Here is a 23,667-nt window from a genome sequence, read left to right as displayed (position 1 = left end):
GCTCTATGTCAAAACTACTCAGGCACTACTTTAGAAAAAAAGCGCTCTCCGGCAGTAGGCTGGAGAGCGCTTTAGGAGAACTTACTTTACGACGTTGCCAACCTTAGGGGCGGGCGAGTAGCTGGTCAATGGGTATGACTTCGCCGTTTCGAATAACCTGCTTTACATTGAGTGCGTCCTTTATATGGGTGAGTGGATCGCCGTCAACAATAATTAGATCGGCTAGCTTGCCCGGTTCAACCGATCCAAGATCTTTACTGACGCCCACGGTTTCGGCCGCCCATAATGTAGCCGAGCGCAAGGCCTGATAGGGGGTAAGCCCCGCACTCACAAACGATTGAAGCTCTGTGTGCAGGCTCATGCCGTAGGGGACAAAAGGACTGTCGGTGCCGGTTGTGACATGGGCGCCGGCGTCAATAAGGGCTTTTACACCTTTTTGGAGATTGCCGAAGTTGCTTAGGTAACCCGGACTCAGCTTGGCGTACTGCGCTGAACCGGCCTGCAGGGCATTCGTATATTCTTCTGAATAGAATGTCTTATACTGCCGGTTTTCTAGTAGGCTTGGGTCATTGGTAGTAAGCACCGAGAACCCCCCTTGCAGGGAAGCTGTAGGGGTTATATTCATGCCCGATTTGGCCAGTAACTGAATTACATCCTGGTAGCTGTGGTTCATGGCCGTAATCTTGGGCGAATACCCCCGCCGACTCGTTCCTCCAATGTGTTCTACGGCATCGACATCGTAGCGCATAGCCGGAAAAATCTCATGAGATGATACCGGTAATCCGTGGGCGTGGGCAAAGGCCGTAATTCGCTGCTGTTTATCATCGGGCATCCGAACGTAGGTTTTGATTAGGTCATAGTCCAATTGTACGGCTCGGTTGAGTTCACGGTCAAGCTGCTCGTCGGAGTTGATGCTGGTAGCGGCACCATAATAAATCCGGTTGCCATCGGTTAAGCCGCCGGTAAAGAATTGCCGGGGACCGGGTCGTACACCACTGGCCCAGGATTCTTTGCGCTCGAGGGCATCGTAGGGATCGGCGCCGGGTTCGCGAATGGAAGTGATGCCGAAGGACAACCACAACCGACCGATTTTTTCACCTACCATTGAGTGCTGATGGGTGTGCATCTCAAACAAGCCTGGAATAACCGTTTTTGTTGAGGCATCGATTAATTTACCCGAACGACCAGCCTGGTGCGGGAGAATCGCCTTGATTCGGTGCCCGTCAATTATTATGTCAACGTTGGTACGGTAGGTGTTGGCCGTCCCATCGAATAAGCGCCCGGCATGGACAACAACCGTTCCGGTAGGCTGAGTGATTGTCCAGAATAGGTCCATGGGGTGAGTTTCAATGTGGCCATCTTCCAGATAAACCTGTTTAAAGGTGTCTGTTGCCAGAAATAGTAAGCTTTTCGAATCGCTTGTCCAGGTAGGGGTTTCGGCCTGCTCGGTGGTTAACTGGCGGGGTGTTCCAACCGGGGTGCCATCCGGTTTAACATCCGTAATCCACAGCAGGCCATCAAGCACATACGCCATTTTGGTGCCGTCCGGCGACCAGACAGGTCCATTCTGCCCCCTGGTGGCCAGACTATGGTTGAGTGCGGGCGACACATAGCGGTCGTTTTTTCCGTCGAAGGAGAGGAGCAGCACCTCACTCACCCCCTCGCGGTAGCGCGACGAGTAGGGGTGAAGGGCCGAGACAGCAAGCGTCTTTCCATCTGCCGACCAGCTTGCCTGGCTTGGAACGAATAAGGATTCGTGCAGCTTTCTGGTTTTAGGAGCGGTCACGTCGGCTGTATATGTGACATCGGCTACGTACAGTGTGCTGCGGCCCCATGCATTTCGTGGGTCGCTTTGGTAAAAGGCGATCTTACTGCCATCTGGTGACCAGGTTGGGTAATGGAGGTCGTCGGACATGTTTACCAGAAGCCGGTCTTGTCCGGTTTTTAAGTCACGAATCCAGACGTCCATGTTCCCGTTTCGGTCAGATACATAGGTCAGCTTTGTACCATCCGGTGACCAGCCGGGTTCGACTTCCATCGACTGCCCTTGGGTAAGACGTTCAGGGGTTTTGCTGCCTTTAGTCAAGAGCCATAGGTCGCCCAGGGCGGCAAACGCAATTTGTTTGCCATCAGGCGAGATAGCCGGCCCTTTAATACCTTTCACCTGCTTAGGTTTCCGGCTGTCGAAGTCATAGGTTTTTCGTTTGTAAGTGTTCCGGGGCAACGCAATGACCACCTGAAACGGGATGATCTGAGCCGTCGTACTACCCAACCGACACCGTTTTAAGAGCCCATCGGCCGTGTATAAATAAGTATCGGCCGAAAACCAACTGGTCCGAAATGGGAAAACATCTTCTGTGGCTTTCGTTAGCATCTGTGTTTTACCGTCGGTAACAGACACCGTTGTTAATCCGCTTTGGGTGTTATTCAGCAAATTGTAAAACAACTTCGACCCATCGGGTTGCCAGGCTACACCGGCCAGTTTACTCAGTGTGGGAGCAACCAGCTTTTCGGTACCGCCTAATGGCAGGATGTAAACGCCGGGCGCATCCGTCCGATCCGAAATATAAGCGATCTGTTTGCCATCCGGCGCGTAAGCCGGGTTAAACTCATTACCGGAGCCGTTGGTCAGCTGGGTTAGTGTTGCATCGGCCAGATTTAGCTGCCAGATATCGTAATTGCCACTTCTGTCGGAGGCAAAAATCAGGTGATTCCCATCCGGTGACCAGTGCGGTTCGCGATCATCATAGAGTCCGGTTGTAAGCTGCTGAGGTTTGCCGCCCTTAGCCGAAATCGCCCATATATGGTACCTCCCGTCCCAGAAAGAATGGAAGGCAATCCGTTGTCCATCCGGCGACCAACTGGGCTGTCGGCAGTCGCCAAGGTGATCGGTCAATGGTTTAGCAATGCCACCTGTTGCAGGTAAAATCCATATGGTTCCCTGTAAGTCGATGGTAATCTGTCGTTTATCGGGTGAGAGGTCGGCGGCCATATTGGTTCCCTCTTTAACCACTACTCGGAGGGAATCAGCAATGCCCGAGTGGGCTGCGTTTGGGTAAATGGATATAAGGCAGAATTGTATATTTAATAATACGTACAATGGCAAACGGATATTCTGCATAATATAGTAAATTCAATAGGATTTATTAGGCTAGCCTGTTTTTCTATGAACCTACGCAGCCTGTCCGCTACTTCCAAATGTTAGCCCGATTTGCATCCGTGTAACCGGTAAACTCCTTGAATAACCGAAAAAAACCTCAAAAAAAGTCAATGATTTTGCCCTGAGTTTGGCCGTAATGCAGAGGCAAATTCTATCTTTGCGGGCAATCAACTCTTAAACTTCTACCTATTTCTATGAATTACAGTGTTTATCTGGTCCCCATCCTTGGCATTATAGGCCTGCTGGTGATGTTTACCAAATTTATGTGGGTTTCGAAGCAGGAAGCCGGTGACGCTAGGATGCAGGAAATTGCAGGCTACATTGCTGATGGAGCGATTGCCTTTCTTAAAGCAGAGTGGCGTGTTCTTACTTATTTCGGCATCATTGTAGCGCTTTTGCTGGCTTATATGGGTAGCCTGGTGCCAAATTCCAGCCCACTTATTGGGTTTTCTTTTATTCTCGGCGCGTTCCTGTCGGCGCTGGCCGGGTACATTGGTATGAATATAGCTACGAAGGCAAACGTTCGTACTGCTCATGCCGCACGCACAAGTCTGACCAAGGCCCTTGAGGTATCATTTACGGGTGGTTCTGTGATGGGAATCGGTGTTGCCGGTATTGCCGTGCTGGGTCTGGGTAGTCTGTTCATTGTTCTCTATAAATTATATGTTGAGCCATCGGGCGACGTTAACGGTCTACCCATGGAGAAAGCCCTCGAAGTATTGGCGGGCTTCTCGCTAGGTGCCGAATCGATTGCCCTGTTTGCGCGGGTGGGCGGTGGTATCTATACTAAAGCTGCCGACGTTGGTGCTGACCTTGTGGGTAAAGTAGAAGCCGGTATTCCGGAAGATGACCCGCGCAACCCGGCAACCATTGCCGATAACGTAGGCGATAACGTAGGTGACGTTGCTGGTATGGGTGCTGACTTATTTGGCTCGTATGTGGCTACCATTCTGGCCACGATGGTACTGGGTCGTGAGATCGTCATTCAAAATGATCCGATTATGGGTCATGCGCCCATTGTACTGCCGATGGTAATTGCTGGTCTGGGTCTGATTTTCTCCATTATTGCGACCTATCTGGTTCGCGTGAAAGATGATAACGGTAATGTACAGGCTGCCCTGAACCTAGGTAACTGGGCGTCAATCGGTATTACGCTGGTGGCATCGTACTTCCTTGTTAATGCTATGCTGCCGACCGGCACAATGGAAATCCGGGGTGTTGAATTTACACGTATGGATGTATTTTATGCCATTGTAACGGGTTTGGTAGTAGGTGCGCTGATGAGCATTATTACGGAATACTATACAGCTATGGGCCGTCGTCCGGTTCTGTCGATCATTCGTCAGTCGGCAACGGGAGCGGCTACCAACATTATTGGCGGTCTGTCGGTCGGTATGGAATCGACGGTGTTGCCAATTCTAGTGCTGGCTGCCGGTATTTATACGTCATATCACTTTGCCGGTTTATATGGGGTGGCTATTTCGGCCGCCGGTATGATGGCGACTACCGCTATGCAGCTTGCCATCGACGCCTTCGGACCTATTGCCGATAATGCCGGTGGTATTGCCGAAATGAGTTATTTGCCCGAAGAGGTTCGTGGTCGTACCGACATTCTGGATGCCGTTGGGAACACGACAGCCGCGAGTGGTAAAGGGTTTGCCATTGCCTCGGCTGCTTTGACGGCCCTGGCTCTGTTTGCAGCTTTTGTGGGTTTGTCGGGCATCTCGGCTATTGATATCTACAAGGCCGATGTACTGGCCGGCTTATTTGTGGGCGGTATGATTCCATACATCTTCTCGTCACTTGCTATTGCGGCTGTGGGCCGTGCGGCTATGGCGATGGTTGAGGAAGTACGTCGTCAGTTCCGCGAAATTCCGGGCATTATGGAAGGAACGGGCAAGCCCGAATATGAAAAGTGCGTAGCTATTTCAACACAGGCGTCGATTCGTGAGATGATCTTGCCGGGCGCGATTGCTCTGACAGTTCCCGTTATTGTGGGCTTTATTTTTGGCCCCGAGGTACTCGGTGGTGTGCTGGCCGGTGTGACGGTATCGGGCGTACTGATGGGCATTTTTATGAATAACGCCGGTGGTGCCTGGGATAATGCCAAGAAATCCTTCGAAAAAGGCGTACTGATCAATGGTGAGATGTTTTACAAAAAATCGGAGCCACACAAGGCGTCAGTTACGGGCGATACTGTTGGCGATCCGTTTAAAGATACATCCGGACCATCCATGAATATTCTGATCAAACTGATGTCGATCGTATCGCTTGTCATTGCGCCGTACATCGCGGTTAAATCGACCTCAGCGAGCGAAGGTAATCGGGAAGGTATCACGGCACAGGGTGGAATGCATGGTGTTGACCTGGAGAAATCAACGGCCGCCGAGAATATAACGGTAACGGAAAATGTGCTGAAGTTCAAAAACGAAAAAACCGGTGTCGATCTGAATTTGTCGGGCGTTGGTAAAATTGAAGAGCAGCTCATTGAGTTCATCAACTCCGATAAGGCGGTTGACAAAGAGACCTGGTTCGATTTTGACCGACTAACGTTTGAAACCGGTAAAGCCACTCTAAAGCCAGAGTCTCAGGTGCAGTTAGGTAATGTAGCCCAGATTTTAAAAGCGTATCCGAATGTGAACATTAAAGTGGGCGGTTATACGGATAATACCGGTAACGCCAATGCTAATCTGAAACTGTCGGGCGAACGGGCTACGTCAGTAGAGGCTGAACTCGAAAAGCTGGGCATCGACAAAAGCCGTCTGGAAGCTGAAGGCTATGGGCAGGAGCACCCTGTAGCATCGAACGATACCGAAGAAGGCCGGGCGCAGAATCGCCGGATTTCAATGCGGGTTACCAAGAAGTAATTTAACCATATTACCAACGAAAAAGGCCTGCTGGAGTTGAGCAGGCCTTTTTCGTTGAATATACTTACGTGCATTATCAGCTTCCAAGCGCGTTATAGATTAACAGTTGATTGGTTGTTACGACCCGATCGCCGGGAGCAATGCCGCTTGAAAGGTAAGTTTTAGTGCCGATGGTTTTATAAATTTCGACTTCGCGAACGACAGGCTGATTCTCCTTATTGGCCAATACGACGAAATTTCGGTTTTTGTCAAATACAACAGCTCCTGCCGGAATGGCTACCCGCTGGTCACGGCCGGCATAAGTAACGCTTACGTTGGCAAACATTTCGGGCTTAAGGCGGTAATCAGCGTTATCGAGCGTGACCCGCACTTTCAAGGTTTTACTGTCGGGGTCAAGGACGTTGAAAATCTTGTCAATTCGTCCGTGGAAAACCTTGTCGGGATACGAGATTGTGGTTATTGTAGCTGCGTCACCTTCGTGTACGTTAGCCAGGTCGGATTCGTAAACGTTAGCCAATACCCAAACGTGGTCGAGGTTAGACACGGTAAAGAGGTTCTCGGGGTCATCGGAACGAAGCTCCATACCCGACGAGGCTGACTTCTCGACGATAAAGCCACTCATGGGGGATTTGACCAGGTAAACAGAGCCCGTACCACCAACGATCCGCCGTCGTTCGGCAACACGGTTAAGCTCGCCCTTAGCCGCTTGCAGCTGTTCCTGACTGGCTACCAAGTCCTTCTGTGAACTTAGACCGGCTTTGGTCATGTCTTCTGTCACCTGCTGATTTTTCTGCGCAACGGCAAATTGACCGCGAGCGGCTACGGCCTGTTGTTCGAGGTCGGCAAGGTCACCAGAGCGAATTACGGCCAGTACCTGCCCCTTTCGAACGTAATCACCTAAGTCTGCCTTCAGGGTTTCAATATGGCCGCCTACCAATGGAAACACTTTAACCACCTGGTCTTGGTTGAAGGTAATCTTACCCGTCAGGTTAAGCTCATTTTTTGCGTTCTCTAGCTTTGCGGTATCAAACGTAGCAGTGGCGAGCAGGTTGGTTTCCCGGTGGGATGGATCAGTAGAGGCTTCATTTGATTTCGACTCACTATGGCAGCTCATTAAACCCGACAGCAGCAAAACGCCTGTTAGGACCTGAATACCAGTCCGGATAGGGCTGAGAAATTTGGTAGGCTGCCCAACGATTAACTGATTCTGTATCCAGACCAATCGATGGCGTAATCTGAGCCACCTAGTATAAATTTGGTAGCTATTTATCGGGGAAAGTGGGTGTCTGTTCATGGCTATGTTTTGCGTTACAAAAGTCCAGATCAATAATTAAACCCCTCTTAAACCAAAATTAAAAGATTGTTAAACCCCTTTAACAAGCGAAACCTCCACTGGAGGCCAGTGGAGGTTTCTTTCAAAAACGTTGAGTAAATCAAGAGTATTACTTAACTGACTTTAAATGAAGATTGAGCGTCGTCTACACCTTCACGAGCATCGTCGGCCAGTTCGTCAACTTTGTCATTATATTGACCTTTAATATTCTCTTTGTTCGTATTGACTGAGGCTTGAGCTTGGTCTTTATACTGATTGAGTTGATCTTTTGCCTTTTCAGTATACTGGCTTACTTGTGTTTTTGCCTGCTCAAATCCTTCTTTAACCTGAGAAACTCCCTTTTCCCACTGATCTTTCAGATCACCGGAACGTTTGTTTGCTTCTTCAGTTAATTTATCTCTTGTTTCTTTGCCGCTACGCGGAGCTGTTAAAATACCAATAACAACGCCTGTGATAATACCGGTTAGAAAATCTCTAGTGCTTCTCATGATTTTGCCTGTTTTTAGGTGAGTTGGTAGATAAAAATAGTGAAATGAATTATTGTCTTGCCTTGCGTTTGGCCTGATTGACGACATCCTGGGTTTTTTCGGTAGCCGAATCAACATACTCGTTGTACTGACTCTTGATGCTTTCCAAACCTGATTGGAGCTGATCCTGGAGATCCTTAAAGAATGAGTCAGACTCTGACGAAATGCGTTTGCGCGTCTTTTGGCCGCTCTCTGGAGCGAGTAATATTCCAACAATAGCGCCAACAGCTAAACCTACTAATATTCCTGGCAATGCTTTCATAGTTTCTGAAACTTATGTGAATGAGTTACTGAGTTATCAATGACAGATGGGTAGAAAATTTTATACCAGTAATTCGTTTAGTGGATTAACTACTTGATGGTGAGTCAATTGATATGTAGGAAGGTCTTGACTCACTTTACTTTTGGTGAGGACTTTTTTCCACAAGGCCGTCCACGATTTACGCAACTGATACCCCATATGATAGATTGGAAAATAAGCTTTAGCCAGACAAGTATACGTATTTATGATTAAACAAGCCATGACGTCCTTAAGCCCAAGGCATATAAAATAAAAATCCCCGCGCTCAATTTGGCGCAGGGATTCCGTACCCACCGTAACTTGTACTTAACCTAAAATGAAATCACCTAAATGAATAGGAATGCTGTTTAGACTTATATAACCTATTTAAGGTTACTTTGTCAGTATCGTTTAGGTACTTTTTTCTCTACACGCTTCTACCTTGTATCAATCGGAGTATAATTGCGATTACGGCAATTACCAACAAGACGTGGATTAAGCTGCTAGACGCAATGCCTGTTCCCAGAACCCCCAGGAATCCCAGGAGCCATATGATAACAAGCACTACGGCTATTGTGTAAAGAAGGTTTCCCATTAAATTTCGTGAGTAAATCAGAATAAGCCATTTTGCAATCGTAAAGGCATAGAGAAAAATTTGTGCCAACTACCAATAAATTCATTTGTTGAGGTTGAGTCTATTGACAAAATGACCCTATAAGCTTGGAAATGAGCTAATATGACAAGTATTAATTCAAATGCCATAAATTTCATTGGGGGTGGAATTACATGTAGATGTGTGGAAAAATTTCTACATATGGGGAATTTTCGTAGAAAAATAGCCCATTCTGTACCCCTATTAGGTGAAACTCCTTAAAACGAATTACACCTAATTTAAGCAGTATTAATTCACAATCAGTTAAGTTATTGGCCTTTAGTTGTTATAACACGCTTATTTTATGATGGAGTATGAATTTTCGGCATCATATTTTATATAGAAAGAAGTAAGTAAGAAATTTTAGAAAACAAAATATACCGTGGTAAGACCGATAATAGGCGTTAATGCGGGACAGCAATTTAGACCAACCGTAATGAATACAACAGCTCTTGCAAAACGAGTGTTGATTGTCGATGATGAAGCGGATATATGCTTGCTATTATCTGGACTGTTACGTCGGTTAGGTTATCAACCTACCTGTGCTCATTTTATAGAAGAAGGCCGTCAATGGCTGGATTCACAGCAGTTTGATGCTATATTCCTGGACTTGAATCTGCCGGATGGACTAGGATTCGATTTGCTTCCGTTTATTAAGGACGGGCAAAATGAGGCTAAAGTAATTATGATAAGTGCCTTTGATGGCCAGGCTGAAAGACGACGTGCAACGGAGCAGGGAGCCGATTATTTTATTGGTAAACCATTCACCCGTCGCTCGGTTGAGACAGCATTGCAAACCATTCAGGTTTGAGTAACTTTGTTCATAAAGCCAACGAGGGCTAACTCCCGTTGCACACAACGCTGTGCTAACTAGCCCGGGCGTGGTCTATTTGAACAAGCTTCTTCCTCTTCATGGAAAAAATTCTGATTATTGACGATAACAACGACATATGTCTGCTTCTAGAGCGTTTTTTGACAAAGCAGGGGTATAAGACGGCATCGGTTCAGCGGGGGGATGATGGTCTCGTTCTGTTGCGTAAAGAATCGTTTGAATTAGTTATTTGCGATTTTAAACTTCCCGATATAGATGGTCTTGAAATGCTTCGCCGTATCAAGGTGATGCATCCGACAACTGCTGTCATTATCATTACTGGTTACTCCGATGTGCGTGTTGCTGTACAAACAGTTAAACACGGTGCGTATGATTATGTAACCAAACCACTTTACCCCGACGAAATCCTGTACACCATTAAAGGAGCACTCGAACGTCGTGGACAATCCTTGAGTCAGGCTAAGACGGTAACCCCGACTGCAGTACCGGTTGTTAAATCCAGCACTGTTAAAGCAACATCGGGGAAGTCGTCGTTAACGCCCGATGGCAAACGGTTTATTTTTGGAAAGAGCCGGGCAGCCGAACAACTCCAGAAACATATTGATCTGATTGCGCCAACCGATATGTCGGTTATTATTACGGGCGAAACTGGTACAGGTAAGGAGTTTGTTGCCAATGCTATTCACTTAAAAAGCAAACGGGCAGATAAACCCTTTGTAGCCATTGACTGTGGAGCCTTAGGAAAAGAATTAGCGGGTAGCGAGTTGTTTGGCCACGTAAAAGGGTCGTTCACTGGTGCCATGTCTGATAAGGCGGGCAGCTTCGAATATGCCAACGGCGGAACCATCTTTCTCGATGAAATAGGCAATTTATCCTACGATAACCAGATCAAATTGCTCAGGGTATTACAGGAGCGTAAAATCCGGCGTATTGGTAGCAATCAGGACATTCCGGTTGATGTACGCATCATCGTTGCTACGAATGAGGACCTCCGCGAAGCGGTACGGCAAGGTAAATTCCGGGAAGACATTTATCATCGCATTGCTGAGTTTGAGATGCATCTGTCACCCCTGCGTGAGCGGAAGGCCGATGTCATGATTTTTGCCGAGCACTTTCTTGAATCGGCTAACCAGCAGCTGGAAAAGGACATCCTGGGGTTTGAGGAGGAAGCCAAAGAAAAGCTCAAGGAGTACTACTGGCACGGTAACCTGCGTGAGTTGCAGAATGTAGTAAAGAGGGCCGTACTGCTTACACAAGGAGATTACATTGAAGCCGACGTATTACCCCAGGAAATTATATCTCCCCAGTACTTAACGGCGGAAGACACCGGAGCATCAGCTATTCAAATCAATTACGACCCGGCCCGACCTGGTGTGCCGGTTTTTAGTCAGTCGGCTGCCAATTTAAAATCAGTTTCAGAAAATGCCGAGCGGGCTGCCATTCTGAAGGTGCTGGAAAAAACCGGTTATAATAAAACTAAAGCAGCTGAAGTGCTTAATATTGACCGCAAGACTTTATACAACAAATTAAAGGCTTACGACATCCATCTGTAATATTAATCTCTTACAAGCTAAAAAAGCCAAACGTATTATACGTTTGGCTTTTTTAGCTTGTAAGAGATTAATTAATTAATGCTGAAACCTACTGAAAGTAAACCAACACCATTTTTGGCACTTCCCAATAATGTTTTAGCTGCTCCACTGTTAGCAACCTGCTGAAGACCTTGTTCGTAACGGGCTCCGATAAATGCTTTGCCAAAATAAAGATTAATACCGCCTGCAATACCGTAGTCAACTTTATTAAAATTATCCCGGTTAATTGCCGCTGTGCCCGTACCAAAATCACTGTTGGAGTTGATGTTCGAGTTCAGAAGATAAGATACGTAAGGACCCGCCTGAAGCTCAACAGCCTGGCCGAGTTTAAACGTCGCTAGAACCGGCAATTCGGCGTAGTTTAATTTGAAAGTGTTTTTTCCATTAACGCCCAATACATTAAAATCAGCTGATGCCCCTTTCGTCATGTACAGCAATTCAGGCTGAATGGCAAAAAACTCCCCAATAGGTGCCTGTGCAAACACACCCACGTGGTAACCAATACGTTCGTTCTTATTGGTTGCACCTTGGCTGTCGTAGAATAAGGAACTGGCATTCAAGCCACCTTTGATACCAACTCGTGTCCGGCCTTGAGCCAGAGCATCCGACGAATTAAAAACAATTGTACCGGTTAGTAAAACGGCACTTGTCAGTAGGGTGTTAACTAACTTTTTCATAACAATTAGTGAATTAGAAAACAGATTATAAACTTATCTGTAACATTTCACAATAGGTTAAAATCGTGCCAATACCCTGCAAGCTGGCTCTAAAAGGCCTATCACATTGTATTATACCTATTTGTGAACGAAAAAGCATTAGAACTTTATGAGGCTTTAATCGACAAGATGCGGAGTAAATTCCCCATTTTGTAGAAACATTCAGTCAGTCTTTCTTGACTAGCCTATAAAATATATTAAGTATATGATTGCTTGTTTTTTATATATTATAATTAATAAATTGATTCAAAAAAAGGGGTAAGTAATAAGATATCTATTTTTATTATAAATAATTTTATTAGAGTTAATCAAAATGAACAGTATAGCGTAAATTGAGTAAAAGAATTTTAAATAAAATAACATATGGTCTAGTGCAGATTGCCCAATAAAAAAAACAAGGTTTTTGAGTATCTTTGAAAGAAAGAACAGCTTCCAAATTAATTGAAATGGATTTTGCGTGTTGATTTAAGCGCGATAAGCCGTTTACCAATTACCTACCCAGGCGTAAGAGTCAATAAATCCAGGTTGCCGTAACTTCTTTATCCAATTTAACCGTATGCACCGTAAGCAAGCCCTTATGACCATCCTGATTGCTGATGACGATTCCGATGATCGCTTATTCATGGAACGCGCCCTTCGACAGAGTGGATACACACAAACTATTCAATTCGTTGAAGACGGCGAGGATTTAATGGAGTATCTGCATCGTAAAGGTCGTTATACTGAACAGAATGCCCCTTGGCCCGACCTACTGATTCTTGACCTGAATATGCCGCGAAAGAACGGATTCCAGGCACTTAGTGAAATTAAAGACGACTCCAAATTGCGTCGATTACCCGTTGTCGTTATGACAACATCCTCAGCTGATGAAGATATATTGAAGACTTATACATTAGGCGTAAATTCATTCGTTACAAAACCATTCAACTTTAACCGGTTGGTTGAAATGGTTGGTGCCCTCAAGACCTACTGGATGGATACCGTTAAATTGCCATAAGTTGTACTCAGGTTCTTTAGTACAATATCAGTTCACTGGTATTCGTATCTGCCTGTTGTTTACCAAGATTTGTTAACTGCTTGCCTTTATGACTCCTGTTACGGCTTTACTCGATGTTACTGATGAGGAAGAAATGATTCGTGTGCTTCTGATCGAAGACGACGAAGATGATTACCTGCTGACAAAAGCGCTCGTGTCGGCCAGAGAAAATGCAACAATTAAGCTGGATTGGGTAGACAGCTATGATCTCGCGTTAGAGACTATAGACGCCCATAAGCACGACGTATATCTAGTCGATTACCGGTTAGGGCACCATACCGGAATCGACCTTATTCAGGAAGCTTTTCGACGGGGATGCCGAGCCCCTATGATTCTACTTACTGGTCAGGATGATCTCACCGTAGATCAGTCTGCGCTAGAGCTGGGTGCTGCCGATTATTTAGTTAAAGGCCGGATCGATGCCCAGTTGCTTGGACGAAGTATTCGTTATGCCCTTCGCCAGGCGAGTGTGCTGGCTGAAGTAGCTCAGAAAGAGAATAAATACCGCTCCCTGTTCGAACGGTCGATCGATGCCATTTTTGTGGCTAGTAATGAACTTCGTTTTCAGGATGCTAACTCGTCTGTCGAACGCTTGCTGGGCTACAGTCGCGACGAACTGCGTATTCTTAATCCAGCACGCCTTTTTTCGGACCTGAATCAACTGCGTAACCTTCGTTTCAATGTTCGGGAACACGGACAGATCAAAGACTTTGAAACGACGCTTATTCATCGAACCGGGCGCAAAAGAATCTGTCTTATTTCTGTATGGGCAGTTGAAGATCTGGTGGGCCGGCCAGAATGGTACCAGGGTATTGTACGCGATATTACCGATGAGAAAAAGGCACAGCAGGACCTTATTTTGGCCGAAAAGCTAACGATGACCGGGAAAATTGCCCGAAGTATCGCGCACGAGGTTCGCAATCCACTCACTAATCTTAGTCTGGCACTGGAGCAGCTAAAGGATGAACTGGATACCGACAATGAGTATGTAACTATGTTTACAGACATTATTGGTCGGAACGTAGACCGTATCGGGCAACTCATTACAGAGATGCTTAACTCGTCGAAACCACGTGATCTCGACCGTAAAAAACAGGACTTTAATCAGGTTGTCAGAGAAACACTCCAACTTGTAAGCGACCGCATTAAGCTTAAGCGTATGAGGCTCGAAACAAGTTTTCTGGAAGATGATTGCCAGGCGCTTATTGATCGGGATCAGGTGAAAACGGCTTTGCTCAATATATTGGTCAACGCGGTTGAAGCCATGCAGGAAGGGAAGGGCATATTATGTGTAAAGACAAATTGTACGGAAGACAAACGAGTTTATGTTGAAGTGACCGATAATGGCGGGGGAATCAGCGAAACAGACCGGCAACGCTTATTTGACCCGTTTTTTACAGGCAAATCAGGCGGCATGGGCTTGGGCCTTACGGCTACACAGAACATTATAAATAGCCACAAGGGGTCTATTGAGGTAGAAAGCCAGGTTGGATTAGGAACTACTTTTAGACTTTACTTTCCAAAATAGCCCATCGTCTACTCGCCCTTGTAGTATTACTTGACGCAACGCTTATCGCCAGCCCATGACTAGGGCTGGCTTTTTTGTGGAATTGATTGGGTATTTTTCTACACATCTAGCTAGCGGTTTTCTACATACTCACTTTATTTCCTACAGAATCACAATAAATAAAAACTAAATCATTTTGCGATATGCTGCTGTTATACAGATAGTTATGCTGTATATGTGATTTACACTTTTAACACTATAAAGAAGTGGCACAATATGCGCTATTGATTGTGTAACCTTCATCCAATTATTATGTGGACTGTCAATCACTTTCCGGCGGCTATGCGGTCGCTTAATCCGAGTACTCGGGCTAAAGCCATTGAAGTTGCCAACCGGCTTTTGGAACAGGGGCAACTGGATGGCCAGCGTATAGTAGCCATAAGCATTGAAGAGGCTCGTCGTTGGGCTCGACTGGAAGCATCTCATGCCGATTGGTCCACATTAGCGGTACGAACATTTGCCTAACCAACACTAATCTCAAGCCATTACTAACCATGATTTGGAAGAAAACCATCTACGATTCACTAACCAGCTGCGCTACACTCTGTAATGAATTCGCTACTGAATGTTCGAACTGTGACAATATTGAGGACTGTTACCGGAGTATTTTTTTAAATCTGGATTGTGCTGATATGTGCCGGAACCTGGCTATATTATATGTACGAGGCTCGGAAAATGCACGTCTGCTGGCGCAAGCCTGTATTGAAGTATGTGAGAAGTGCGCACAGGAAGTAGAACAGTTTAACTCCGAGCGTGCTCAGCAAGTTTATGCAATGTGCAAGCAAACAATCTGTAGCTGCGTCAGCATCATCGACATGGGCTCACAGACTGAACTAGACGCTAAGAACCCAACTGTTACGCCCGCGTCCCTGTTTTACGGAATTGATCTTCGCGAGACGCTTTATAACTAATTAACCAAGCTGTGGTTAATTGATAGTACTTAGCCAGTCTGGCCAAGTGCTATTGATTAACCACAGTCTGTTTTAAATCCCAACAACATAACGTTATGGAAACAAAGCCACAAACAAATAAAAAGCTTGAGAAAGTCGCTGATCTGATTGGCGACATTCGTATTGCAATGATGACAACTGTCGATGAGCAGGGTAATCTGGTAAGTCGTCCAATGGCTGCTCTTCAGGTAGATGAAGACGGAACCATCTGGTTTTTTACGCAACGCACATCACCGAAAGTAGATCAAATTGACAACAACAACAAGCATGTAAACCTCTCTTTTGCTGATGTTGGAGATGCCAGCTATGTATCTATAGCTGGTACTGCGGAAGAGCTGGACGACCGGGCCAAAATTGATGAACTTTGGAATCCGCAGGCCAAGGCCTGGTTTCCGAAGGGAAAAGACGATCCTGAGTTAATCCTTCTGAAAGTAAATACCCACATGGCCGAATACTGGAGTGCTAGTTCGAGTACAATGGTTCGGCTGGTGCAGCAGGCTACCGCTGCGGTAACCGGTAACCCACCCAAAATGGGCGAAAACGAAAAAGTATACAACTAGGTACCGGTTAGTAGTCACTCACTTTATTTGAAGGCGTAACGACAAGAAGGGGACGTAAGAGAAAAAGACAGCCCATGCTGTCCCTTTCTTTTGTCCCCTTCTTCCCGTTGCGCTTTTACTCTTTCTTATGATTGTTACACAAACGGACGAAGGTTGGGAAATCATTAACCAGCAGGCGCATGGCTTACTGGCCGTTCAGCTCGCCTTAGAATGGCAGATTGACGAGAGACCCGTTCATTGGGTTGAAACCCTGATCGCCTTGACAGAGCATGACGACGGGCAGGATGCGTGGGAGGGTCGTAACCACCTGACAACGGCCGGAGCCCCTCTGCACTTTAAAATTCTGGAGTACTCAGTGGAGCAGTGCCGGAAAATGATTCAGATCGGCTTACAAAAAAGCCGCTGGAACGCCCTGCTCATGTCAATGCATACTACGTTTCTCTACGAATCGAAGCGGGGAACCGATAAGGCACTGGATGAGTACTTGGATCAGCAAGTTAGCAACCAGACAAAGTGGCGCAGCGAATTGAACGCGACAAAGGAAGAAGCCGCCTATGCTTATGCATTTCTTCAATGGTGCGATGCCTTGTCTCTGATACTGTGTCTTGGTCAGGTTCCGCCGGAAGGACGCCGTTTGGAAGTTAGTCTGGGACCAGACGGGGCGCCTTATTTTATTCATCAACGAACCGATGGCACTTTAGTGATGGAACCCTGGCCATTTAAATCGCCTTCGTTCGACGTTCATGTGGAATCCTTTCAACTGGACCAGCTAGTGTTTAAAAACGACAAGCAACTATATAATGCCCTTCAGGATGCACCAGTGTGTGTTAAAGAGTGGACATTTTGTGAGAGTAAATAATGCGTGGGTTCAATTGTGAGTCATAAAAAAAGCCATAACGGTCTGTTATGGCTTTTTTTATAGTTAATCCGCTTATTTGAGTCGTAATAACATTGACGAGCGGCCCGCCACATCTATTGAATGACCGCCTTTAATAGTCATCTCTTTCGGAAATACCTTGCCTGAATTGGTATCCATAATAACCTCCCAATCTTTGCTCTTTCGGCCAATTTTGGGAATCATGAACGGTACGGTCTCCCAATAAGCGTTTAAAATCCAGATCAACTGTTCATCCCCGATATCCTGGCCATCTTCAGTCTGTTCCGTTACGCGCATCCCGTCAATAAAAAGTGCGAGGCAGTGCGTATGTGGATTATGTAGATCATCGCTGGACATTTCTCCGCCGTCGGGTAACAAGTAAGCGATCTGTTCGCTTTCGAAGAACCGGCGTCGGCTCAGCAACGGGATATCCTGACGCAAAGCGGTTAACTGGCTCGTGAATTCAAACAAGGCCTGTTGAGTTTCATTCCAGTGCCAGTCCATCCAGCTGATTTCACTGTCCTGATTATAGCCGTTATTATTTCCGTGCTGTGTACGACCGCATTCGTCGCCCATTACCAGCATTGGCGTACCTTGGCTGAGCAGCATGGTTGCCAGAAAATTGCGTTTCTGGCGCTCGCGTAGTTCATTAATGGCTGGGTCGTCGGTTGGGCCTTCGGCACCACAGTTCCAGCTCATGTTGTCGTTCGAACCGTCGTTATTATTCTCACCGTTGGCTTCGTTATGCTTTTCGTTATAACTAACCAGATCGTTGAGGGTAAAGCCGTCATGAGCCGTGATGAGGTTAATACTATTTGCCGGAGAGCGACCGTCGTTGGCGTACAAATCGGGACTGCCCAGTAGGCGGACGGCCGTTTCAGCAGCTTTGCCTTCATCTCCCTTCCAGAAGCCTCGGAGGGTGTCCCGGTACTTACCATTCCACTCCGACCAGCTGACCGGGAAACCGCCAACGTGATAAGACTGAATATCCCAGGGCTCGGCAATGAGCTTAACAGAGGCTAAAATCGGGTCCTGAGCCACTGTGTCCAGGAAAGACGAGACCGTGCCAAACTCCTCGTCGGTGCGAATCAAAGCAGAGGCCAGATCAAAGCGGAATCCATCGACGTGCATATCGGTAACCCAATAGCGCAGGCTATCCATAACCAATTGCAGCACACGAGGATGGCTTAGGTTAAATGTGTTGCCGGTACCCGTATAATCCATGTAATAAGCGGGATTGTCGCCTACCTGATGGTAATACACGCGGTTGTCAATTCCTTTGAATGAAAGCAGGGGCCCTAATTGGTTACCTTCAGCGGTATGGTTATAAACTACATCTAGAATAACCTCTATACCTGCTTTGTGCAGATTCTTGACCATTTGCTTGAACTCGTTGACCTGCTGCCCCGCCATTCCAGACGATGAGTAAGTATTCTGGGGAGCAAAGAAGCCGATGCTGTTGTAGCCCCAATAGCTCTCGTCCGTAAACTGGTGTACAGGCAATAACTCAACGGCAGTAATGCCCAGTTTCTTTAAATAGTCAATGCTTTCAGGCTGACCCAAGCCGGCATACGTACCCTTAGTGTTTTCGTCGATAGTTGGATGCAGGTATGAAAATCCTTTTACATGCATCTCATAAATGACCGAACGGTGCAGGGGCGTGTCGGGCGCACTATCATCTTCCCAATCAAACGCCGAATCTACCACAACACTTTTCGGCATTGTGGGGCCGCTGTCTTCAGTACTCATGGACAATGGCTCATTGGCTTCCCGTTCAGAAGCCATCTTTTTATAATCGTAGCCGAGCCAGGTATCGTTGTGGTTTACAGGGGCATTTATGGCTTTAGCATACGGGTCGAGCAACAGTTTATTCGGGTTGAAGAAGTGGCCCGCCTGTGGTTCATAAGGACCGTCAACGCGGTAGCCATAGAGCTGGCCGGGCTGTAAGCCATCAAGATATATGTGCCAGACTAATTCTGTACGCTCTTCCAGCGGAATCCGTACTACTTCGTGGCTAGGATCGGCCGGATCGTAAAGACATAAATGAACAGCGGTCGCGTTTTCGCTGAAAAGTGTGAAATTCACCCCTTCGCCATCATACGTAGCGCCTAAAGGGTAAGGTTTACCCGGTTTGGAGTGTATAGATTCGAAAGAGAAATCCGATTTGGAATGTTTACTCATAACATGTGTAAATGAATGTTTACCTAATAGTAAGTCTTTAATAAATCAACAGCCTGTGCGTTAAGATTGTTTTCAGTTGTTCGGATACAAAAAAGCCTACCCCCAACGGAGGTAGGCTTTCCAATCCCACCATTCACTACACTACCAAGGCCAAACGAGCCATCGTTGCATTGGCCGAATCGATGCTCTGTTTTTGATGGAGCAATAACTCACGGGTGCTGGCAACCAGATCGGTTTCCTGCAATACCGTATTATATGTCTCAAGGGCCTCCTGATCGCCCCGGTGGCACTCCTGAACGGTAGCTTTATCGTCGTCGGAGGCAAATGTCGATTTAATATTTATCCAGGCACGGTGCAAATCAGCGGCAATGCTGGTGCCGTTGTCCGGCTCACCACCCAATGCCCGGATTTCCCGATCCAGCGTAAGGGCAAACTCACCCCGCTGACGTGACTGTTCCAGAAAAAGACTTTTAAGGTCGTTGTCTTTTGCGTTTTCTGCGGCTTCTTTATATCCTTTTTCAGCGTCGTGGCTGATCGTTAAAAGGCGGTTTAGCTGATCCAGGATTTCTCCTCTTGTTTCCTTTACATTCATGTTTCTGTATGTTTTGTCGAGTATTAATTAAAACTGGTAATCTTATGGTTGAGTAAATCAGAAAGTGCTTGTTAACAGGTACTGAATTGAAATTGGCTGTCTACTTCTTTTTCTTGGAGACTTCGCTAGCCGACTTCACAATTTTTTTGTCGCCTTGTTTCACGATGAGGGCAGGTTCCTCTTTAGAGCCTTTACGCTTTACCGTAGTGCCCTGTACCTTTTTTTCTACATCTTCGGTGTGCACTTCAGCCACTGTGCCTTCGGCTACTCCTTTTCCGTATTTCCAGGTCACTTCGTCCCCTTTCTTTACCGTTGTCATATGCGACGTATTTAGAAATGAATAAAGTCGGGTGGTTGCAAACACACTACACAACCATCCTACGCTTGTTATTCGCCGATCTTGCCATCTTTGGCATCCCGCTGTAATTGCTTGTTGGCAAAAACAGCCACATCGACCCGACGGTTTTTACGACGTCCTGCTTCGGTGCTGTTATCGGCTACCGGCTGCGCTTCTCCGTAGCCAATCTCATCGACTCTGGAAGTTTTAACGCCCTGCGATTCAAGGAAACTACCAACAGCCTTAGCTCTTTGTTTCGAAAGTTCTAAATTGTGAGAATCCGATCCCGTTGCATCAGCATGACCTTCAATTCGAATATCTGTATCCTCATATTTATTAAGCGATCTGGCGAATTCGATCAGTTGTTGCTTCGTTTCGGGCTTCAATGCGTACGAGTTGACGTCGAACAAAATATCTGATCCGAGTGAAACCTTTATGCCTTCACCAACCCGTTCTACCTGGGCATTAGGCATCTGGCGTTTCATCTCTTCGGCCTGCTTATCCATCCGCCGACCGATAACGGCACCGGCTGCACCACCAACTGTAGCGCCTAAAATGGCCCCTAAAGCTGTGTTACCCGTTTTATTGCCTAATATGCCGCCAATGACGGCACCACTACTGGCGCCAATGACGCCACCCTGCTGCGTTTGATTTAATCGTTTGGATGATTTGCAACTTGTTAAAACATTACCTGATAGAATACCCGCGGCCATAAGCACCGCAAGGGATTTTTTTCCGGCTGATTTCAACTGATAATTCATAGTGTTGTGAACATTTGGTACTGGCTGTACTTACCCAAATGCTGTACCATTTTGACCGGAGTGGTTAAGAGATGGTGTTGAAATTTAGCTATGCAGTTGATAGTCAGTATACTTGAGGTCTATGGTATATTATTTTTTGCTGACAGATACTTATTAATCTGAAGTAATCTTGTAGAGTAAGCGGGAAGTATGATGCCTATAGTTGTAGATTCTATTCCACATAAGTGGAAACGGCTGTGTAAGGAAAGGTGACACGAGCCGTAAACGCCCAAAGCCAAGTTTTAAAAAATGATATACTTATTCTTTTTCTTTTTAGATTTAATCGTCTGATATACAATGAATTGATCTCTGATCGGGGGCTGTCTTTTGCGCGTTTTCAGTAAACGAAAAGGGGCGCGGATACGTTAAAAAAGAAGTAGATAATCGCGCGATAATCCCCATATAATGTTACTGAAATCAACGCTTATTCTTTTCCTGGTCGGAACTGTGCTGCTGGTCATGCCAACCAGTTGCAAGCAATCAACCGGCAGTGAGTCTGTAGTGCCAGCGCCCACACGAACGCTGGTTGGTAGTACGCTCATATGCGAGTACACACCCGACCAATTACGGAGCCGTTTTAGTGGCGCTACGACGCTGTTTCAATTTTTTATTTTACATGGAATCAAGGCGTACCGGCTGGAATATACCACGACCAATACGGATGGGAAGCCCATTAAAGCATCGGGTGCGCTGATTGTTCCCAACGTAACGACCGCTGCCCCCTTGCTGAGTATGCAACACGGAACCATTACCAGTGACAATGATGCGCCGTCTTACTTTCGCTCGTCCAGCGAGGCCTATACTTTTGGGTCGGTATTCGCATCGCAGGGATATATCATTGCCGCCCCCGATTACATCGGGTATGGGGCCTCTAAAGACCTGCCCCATACCTACGAACAGCGGAATGGTCTGGCTACGGCCTCCCTCGATATGCTGCGGGCGACCCGCGATTTCCTGAACGATCAGAAAATCAACTGGGACAAGCGATTGTTCATTGCGGGCTATTCTGAAGGCGGATACGCCACCATGTCCTTACAGAAGAAGCTGGAAGAAGAAACAGGCTCGGAGTTTAATCTGGTTGCGTCTAGTTGCGGGGCGGGTGCTTATGACAAACCCGCTTTCATGAAACAGATCATCAACGAAAAAACGTCCGGAATTGACTACGTAAATCGTTTGTACCTATGGGTGTTGCAGACGTACGATCGTATTTATGGACTCAACAGGCCTGCAACGGCCTATTTTAAGGAGCCCTATGCGTCGCAGATAGCCGCTCAGGGGCAATCGGTTAACATTCCTGTTAGCCTTAACCAAACATTCACGGATAGTTTCAAGCAGGGCATTAACGATGGAACCGACAAGGCATTTCTGGCGGCCGTGCAGGATAATGATGTTCACGATTGGAAACCGCGAACCCCAACCCGTCTTTACCACGGCGATGCCGATGAAACGGTGTCCTTTCTGAATACGCAAAATGCCTACGATGCCATGCAAAAACGGGGTGCTACCAACGTACGACTCATTCGCATCAGTGGGGCTACCCACGCTACCGGAATCCTGACGTTTATTACCGGGACCTACGAGTTTTTTGGGGGGATACAGTAATAATGGTGTAGGCCGCCTGATTGGGCTGCCTGGTTCGCGTACCAACCGTTGTGCGTGCTCGGTCATCATCATGAATCAGAAGCAGACGACTGGCGTCGAGGAGCGTCAGGTCTTCTGCTTTATGACCGGGCGTGTGCAGCGGTTGCCTTTTGGCATCCCGAACCAGCGTAAACGGTCTGTTCGCGTACAGATCAGTGGCCGATATAGTCCATAAATAGGCATCCAGCTTCCCATTGGCCTCCATGGATGTCAACATCCAGAACTGCTTATTGTAAGGATCGTACTCCAGGCTCGACAGGGCAAGTGGCTTGGGCAGCTCGGGATGTGCAGACGCTACGTCGAAGTTATTGATAATCCGCCAGTCGTTTGCCAGCCGAATCCGATCTACGTTATTATGTTTCTCGATGCGATACGTAACGCTGATGACTTTGGCCTTGTATGAGAAGTTTTCGTATGATTTTCCCTCTTCCCGAATGCCGAAGAGAAGTTGCTTGTCTGTAGCGGCCAGCCCTTCTATTTTGAAGTAGGGCATGCCAGCCGGAAACGCAGCATCAGCCAGTAGTTTCGCTATCTGCTGCCGGTACGACATAGAGGTTGTGCTGGTATTGTCCGGAGCGAGTACATACGGGTGCTGCTCATCGCCGGAGCGCCAGTACAAAATCGTGTTATACCCGTCCCAGTCGTGACTGCCTTCTTTCACCCGGTCGAAAGCGGTCGTCAACAGAATAAACTTTCCATCGGGTGTGCGGGCGAAATCTTCGTATTTGCGGGCTGCGGAAAACGTGGGCTGGGTCAAATAAACCGGTGTTTCTGTGGAATCGCCCAGCGCAGATAGCGTCTTGGTAAAGACCGGGCTTTGTCCGGCAGGCATGTCTTTGTCATTAGCCAGGAACAGGTTTTTACCATCATAGAGTACGGCCGAGGCTTCACACCAGATGGGTTGATTGTTGAGGGTTGTACCGGCGGTAAAACAATTGATAAATCCTTCGTCCGTAATTGTGGCCGTAAAGGACGTGGTAGTTGATAGGGTTTTTGCTGTTTTACAGCCGTAAGTCAGCAGAAGTGTTGTTAAGAAAAGGGCAGACAATCGAACATTCATAGGTATGAAAAGGATAAATAGGTCTGCAAATCTCGCAGATTAAACGCGCAAAACGAATGATGACTTCGCCAATTAATGATACGGTATAACTAGCTGCGGGCGTTGGT

General features: G+C 46.8%; 21 protein-coding genes. 10 read left to right on the top strand and 11 right to left on the bottom strand.

Features of this window, described 5'->3' with window-relative positions; translation table 11 throughout:
• Positions 1 to 103 precede the first annotated feature (103 nt).
• On the bottom strand, positions 104 to 3,121 hold the full coding sequence (locus NT073_RS25155; RefSeq protein ID WP_297379173.1) for an amidohydrolase family protein: 3,018 nt from the start codon (positions 3,119 to 3,121) through the stop codon (positions 104 to 106).
• A 233-nt stretch (positions 3,122 to 3,354) separates the two neighbouring features.
• Between NT073_RS25155 and NT073_RS25150 the strand changes: the two genes are divergently transcribed.
• Positions 3,355 to 6,027, top strand: coding sequence for a sodium-translocating pyrophosphatase (locus tag NT073_RS25150; protein WP_297379171.1), 2,673 nt, complete (start codon positions 3,355 to 3,357; stop codon positions 6,025 to 6,027).
• A 76-nt stretch (positions 6,028 to 6,103) separates the two neighbouring features.
• Here the strand turns inward: NT073_RS25150 and NT073_RS25145 are convergent, their stop codons facing one another.
• From NT073_RS25145 to NT073_RS25130, 4 genes are all read right to left on the bottom strand, one after another.
• Positions 6,104 to 7,249 carry an efflux RND transporter periplasmic adaptor subunit gene (locus tag NT073_RS25145; RefSeq protein ID WP_297379170.1) on the bottom strand — a complete coding sequence of 382 codons (1,146 nt, stop codon included), beginning with the start codon at positions 7,247 to 7,249 and terminating at the stop codon, positions 6,104 to 6,106.
• A 224-nt stretch (positions 7,250 to 7,473) separates the two neighbouring features.
• Positions 7,474 to 7,848, bottom strand: a complete 375-nt coding sequence (locus NT073_RS25140) for a YtxH domain-containing protein (RefSeq protein WP_297379168.1) — start codon at positions 7,846 to 7,848, stop codon at positions 7,474 to 7,476.
• A gap of 49 nt (positions 7,849 to 7,897) precedes the next feature.
• Positions 7,898 to 8,149 carry a YtxH domain-containing protein gene (locus tag NT073_RS25135; protein WP_012925364.1) on the bottom strand — a complete coding sequence of 84 codons (252 nt, stop codon included), beginning with the start codon at positions 8,147 to 8,149 and terminating at the stop codon, positions 7,898 to 7,900.
• Positions 8,150 to 8,594: 445 nt separating this feature from the next.
• A complete protein-coding gene (locus tag NT073_RS25130; protein WP_297379165.1) occupies positions 8,595 to 8,762 on the bottom strand; it encodes a lmo0937 family membrane protein in 168 nt (55 codons plus the stop codon).
• Between the two features lie 493 nt (positions 8,763 to 9,255).
• Here NT073_RS25130 and NT073_RS25125 point away from each other — a divergent pair, with 493 nt between their 5' ends.
• Together NT073_RS25125 and NT073_RS25120 are read left to right on the top strand one after the other, a co-directional pair.
• A complete protein-coding gene (locus tag NT073_RS25125) occupies positions 9,256 to 9,630 on the top strand; it encodes a response regulator (protein ID WP_012925365.1) in 375 nt (124 codons plus the stop codon).
• A 101-nt stretch (positions 9,631 to 9,731) separates the two neighbouring features.
• Positions 9,732 to 11,204: a sigma-54 dependent transcriptional regulator gene (locus NT073_RS25120; protein WP_297379162.1), complete on the top strand. Its 1,473-nt coding sequence runs from the start codon at positions 9,732 to 9,734 to the stop codon at positions 11,202 to 11,204.
• A 71-nt stretch (positions 11,205 to 11,275) separates the two neighbouring features.
• Here the strand turns inward: NT073_RS25120 and NT073_RS25115 are convergent, their stop codons facing one another.
• Entirely contained in the window at positions 11,276 to 11,920 is a 645-nt protein-coding gene (locus NT073_RS25115) for a porin family protein (RefSeq protein WP_297379160.1), read from the bottom strand.
• Positions 11,921 to 12,515: 595 nt separating this feature from the next.
• Between NT073_RS25115 and NT073_RS25110 the strand changes: the two genes are divergently transcribed.
• The 6 genes from NT073_RS25110 to NT073_RS25085 all read left to right on the top strand — a co-directional run bounded on the left by NT073_RS25110 (position 12,516) and on the right by NT073_RS25085 (position 16,931).
• A complete protein-coding gene (locus NT073_RS25110; RefSeq protein ID WP_012925368.1) occupies positions 12,516 to 12,956 on the top strand; it encodes a response regulator in 441 nt (146 codons plus the stop codon).
• 88 nt (positions 12,957 to 13,044) lie between these two features.
• The gene (locus tag NT073_RS25105; RefSeq protein WP_297379157.1) at positions 13,045 to 14,523 is read left to right on the top strand and encodes an ATP-binding protein; all 1,479 of its coding nucleotides are present in this window, start codon (positions 13,045 to 13,047) and stop codon (positions 14,521 to 14,523) included.
• Between the two features lie 291 nt (positions 14,524 to 14,814).
• Positions 14,815 to 15,027 (top strand): DUF2188 domain-containing protein, encoded by a 213-nt coding sequence (locus NT073_RS25100; protein WP_297379155.1) that lies wholly within the window; start codon positions 14,815 to 14,817, stop codon positions 15,025 to 15,027.
• A 29-nt stretch (positions 15,028 to 15,056) separates the two neighbouring features.
• Positions 15,057 to 15,473 (top strand): four-helix bundle copper-binding protein, encoded by a 417-nt coding sequence (locus NT073_RS25095; protein ID WP_297379153.1) that lies wholly within the window; start codon positions 15,057 to 15,059, stop codon positions 15,471 to 15,473.
• A 95-nt stretch (positions 15,474 to 15,568) separates the two neighbouring features.
• Positions 15,569 to 16,072 carry a pyridoxamine 5'-phosphate oxidase family protein gene (locus NT073_RS25090; RefSeq protein WP_297379151.1) on the top strand — a complete coding sequence of 168 codons (504 nt, stop codon included), beginning with the start codon at positions 15,569 to 15,571 and terminating at the stop codon, positions 16,070 to 16,072.
• A 127-nt stretch (positions 16,073 to 16,199) separates the two neighbouring features.
• Positions 16,200 to 16,931, top strand: coding sequence for a DUF3891 family protein (locus tag NT073_RS25085; RefSeq protein ID WP_297379149.1), 732 nt, complete (start codon positions 16,200 to 16,202; stop codon positions 16,929 to 16,931).
• Between the two features lie 72 nt (positions 16,932 to 17,003).
• Here NT073_RS25085 and glgX read toward each other — a convergent pair whose 3' ends face one another.
• The 4 genes from glgX to NT073_RS25065 form a co-directional block, all read right to left on the bottom strand.
• Positions 17,004 to 19,130: a glycogen debranching protein GlgX gene (gene glgX / locus NT073_RS25080; RefSeq protein ID WP_297379137.1), complete on the bottom strand. Its 2,127-nt coding sequence runs from the start codon at positions 19,128 to 19,130 to the stop codon at positions 17,004 to 17,006.
• 136 nt (positions 19,131 to 19,266) lie between these two features.
• Entirely contained in the window at positions 19,267 to 19,722 is a 456-nt protein-coding gene (locus tag NT073_RS25075; protein WP_297379135.1) for a PA2169 family four-helix-bundle protein, read from the bottom strand.
• Positions 19,723 to 19,822: 100 nt separating this feature from the next.
• Positions 19,823 to 20,041 carry a DUF2945 domain-containing protein gene (locus NT073_RS25070; protein WP_297379133.1) on the bottom strand — a complete coding sequence of 73 codons (219 nt, stop codon included), beginning with the start codon at positions 20,039 to 20,041 and terminating at the stop codon, positions 19,823 to 19,825.
• Positions 20,042 to 20,109: 68 nt separating this feature from the next.
• On the bottom strand, positions 20,110 to 20,820 hold the full coding sequence (locus tag NT073_RS25065) for an OmpA family protein (protein WP_297379131.1): 711 nt from the start codon (positions 20,818 to 20,820) through the stop codon (positions 20,110 to 20,112).
• 444 nt (positions 20,821 to 21,264) lie between these two features.
• Here NT073_RS25065 and NT073_RS25060 point away from each other — a divergent pair, with 444 nt between their 5' ends.
• Positions 21,265 to 22,461 carry a lipase family protein gene (locus NT073_RS25060; RefSeq protein ID WP_297379129.1) on the top strand — a complete coding sequence of 399 codons (1,197 nt, stop codon included), beginning with the start codon at positions 21,265 to 21,267 and terminating at the stop codon, positions 22,459 to 22,461.
• Here the strand turns inward: NT073_RS25060 and NT073_RS25055 are convergent.
• A complete protein-coding gene (locus NT073_RS25055; RefSeq protein WP_297379127.1) occupies positions 22,424 to 23,560 on the bottom strand; it encodes a hypothetical protein in 1,137 nt (378 codons plus the stop codon). The genes NT073_RS25060 and NT073_RS25055 overlap by 38 nt on opposite strands.
• Positions 23,561 to 23,667: the final 107 nt, after the last annotated feature.

The sequence above is a fragment of the Spirosoma sp. genome (genome assembly GCF_026391055.1).
Lineage (GTDB): Bacteria > Bacteroidota > Bacteroidia > Cytophagales > Spirosomataceae > Spirosoma.
Note: the sequence above shows the minus strand (reverse complement) of the source record. Positions and strands in the feature narration are given on the sequence as shown.

Coding starts and splice junctions, on each gene's coding strand:
- NT073_RS25155 (WP_297379173.1), bottom strand. CDS start 3,121: ATGCAGAATATCCGTTTGCCATTGTACGTATTATTAAATATACAATTC.
- NT073_RS25150 (WP_297379171.1), top strand. CDS start 3,355: ATGAATTACAGTGTTTATCTGGTCCCCATCCTTGGCATTATAGGCCTG.
- NT073_RS25140 (WP_297379168.1), bottom strand. CDS start 7,848: ATGAGAAGCACTAGAGATTTTCTAACCGGTATTATCACAGGCGTTGTT.
- NT073_RS25135 (WP_012925364.1), bottom strand. CDS start 8,149: ATGAAAGCATTGCCAGGAATATTAGTAGGTTTAGCTGTTGGCGCTATT.
- NT073_RS25130 (WP_297379165.1), bottom strand. CDS start 8,762: ATGGGAAACCTTCTTTACACAATAGCCGTAGTGCTTGTTATCATATGG.
- NT073_RS25125 (WP_012925365.1), top strand. CDS start 9,256: ATGAATACAACAGCTCTTGCAAAACGAGTGTTGATTGTCGATGATGAA.
- NT073_RS25120 (WP_297379162.1), top strand. CDS start 9,732: ATGGAAAAAATTCTGATTATTGACGATAACAACGACATATGTCTGCTT.
- NT073_RS25115 (WP_297379160.1), bottom strand. CDS start 11,920: ATGAAAAAGTTAGTTAACACCCTACTGACAAGTGCCGTTTTACTAACC.
- NT073_RS25110 (WP_012925368.1), top strand. CDS start 12,516: ATGCACCGTAAGCAAGCCCTTATGACCATCCTGATTGCTGATGACGAT.
- NT073_RS25105 (WP_297379157.1), top strand. CDS start 13,045: ATGACTCCTGTTACGGCTTTACTCGATGTTACTGATGAGGAAGAAATG.
- NT073_RS25100 (WP_297379155.1), top strand. CDS start 14,815: ATGTGGACTGTCAATCACTTTCCGGCGGCTATGCGGTCGCTTAATCCG.
- NT073_RS25095 (WP_297379153.1), top strand. CDS start 15,057: ATGATTTGGAAGAAAACCATCTACGATTCACTAACCAGCTGCGCTACA.
- NT073_RS25090 (WP_297379151.1), top strand. CDS start 15,569: ATGGAAACAAAGCCACAAACAAATAAAAAGCTTGAGAAAGTCGCTGAT.
- NT073_RS25085 (WP_297379149.1), top strand. CDS start 16,200: ATGATTGTTACACAAACGGACGAAGGTTGGGAAATCATTAACCAGCAG.
- glgX (WP_297379137.1), bottom strand. CDS start 19,130: ATGAGTAAACATTCCAAATCGGATTTCTCTTTCGAATCTATACACTCC.
- NT073_RS25075 (WP_297379135.1), bottom strand. CDS start 19,722: ATGAATGTAAAGGAAACAAGAGGAGAAATCCTGGATCAGCTAAACCGC.
- NT073_RS25070 (WP_297379133.1), bottom strand. CDS start 20,041: ATGACAACGGTAAAGAAAGGGGACGAAGTGACCTGGAAATACGGAAAA.
- NT073_RS25065 (WP_297379131.1), bottom strand. CDS start 20,820: ATGAATTATCAGTTGAAATCAGCCGGAAAAAAATCCCTTGCGGTGCTT.
- NT073_RS25060 (WP_297379129.1), top strand. CDS start 21,265: ATGTTACTGAAATCAACGCTTATTCTTTTCCTGGTCGGAACTGTGCTG.
- NT073_RS25055 (WP_297379127.1), bottom strand. CDS start 23,560: ATGAATGTTCGATTGTCTGCCCTTTTCTTAACAACACTTCTGCTGACT.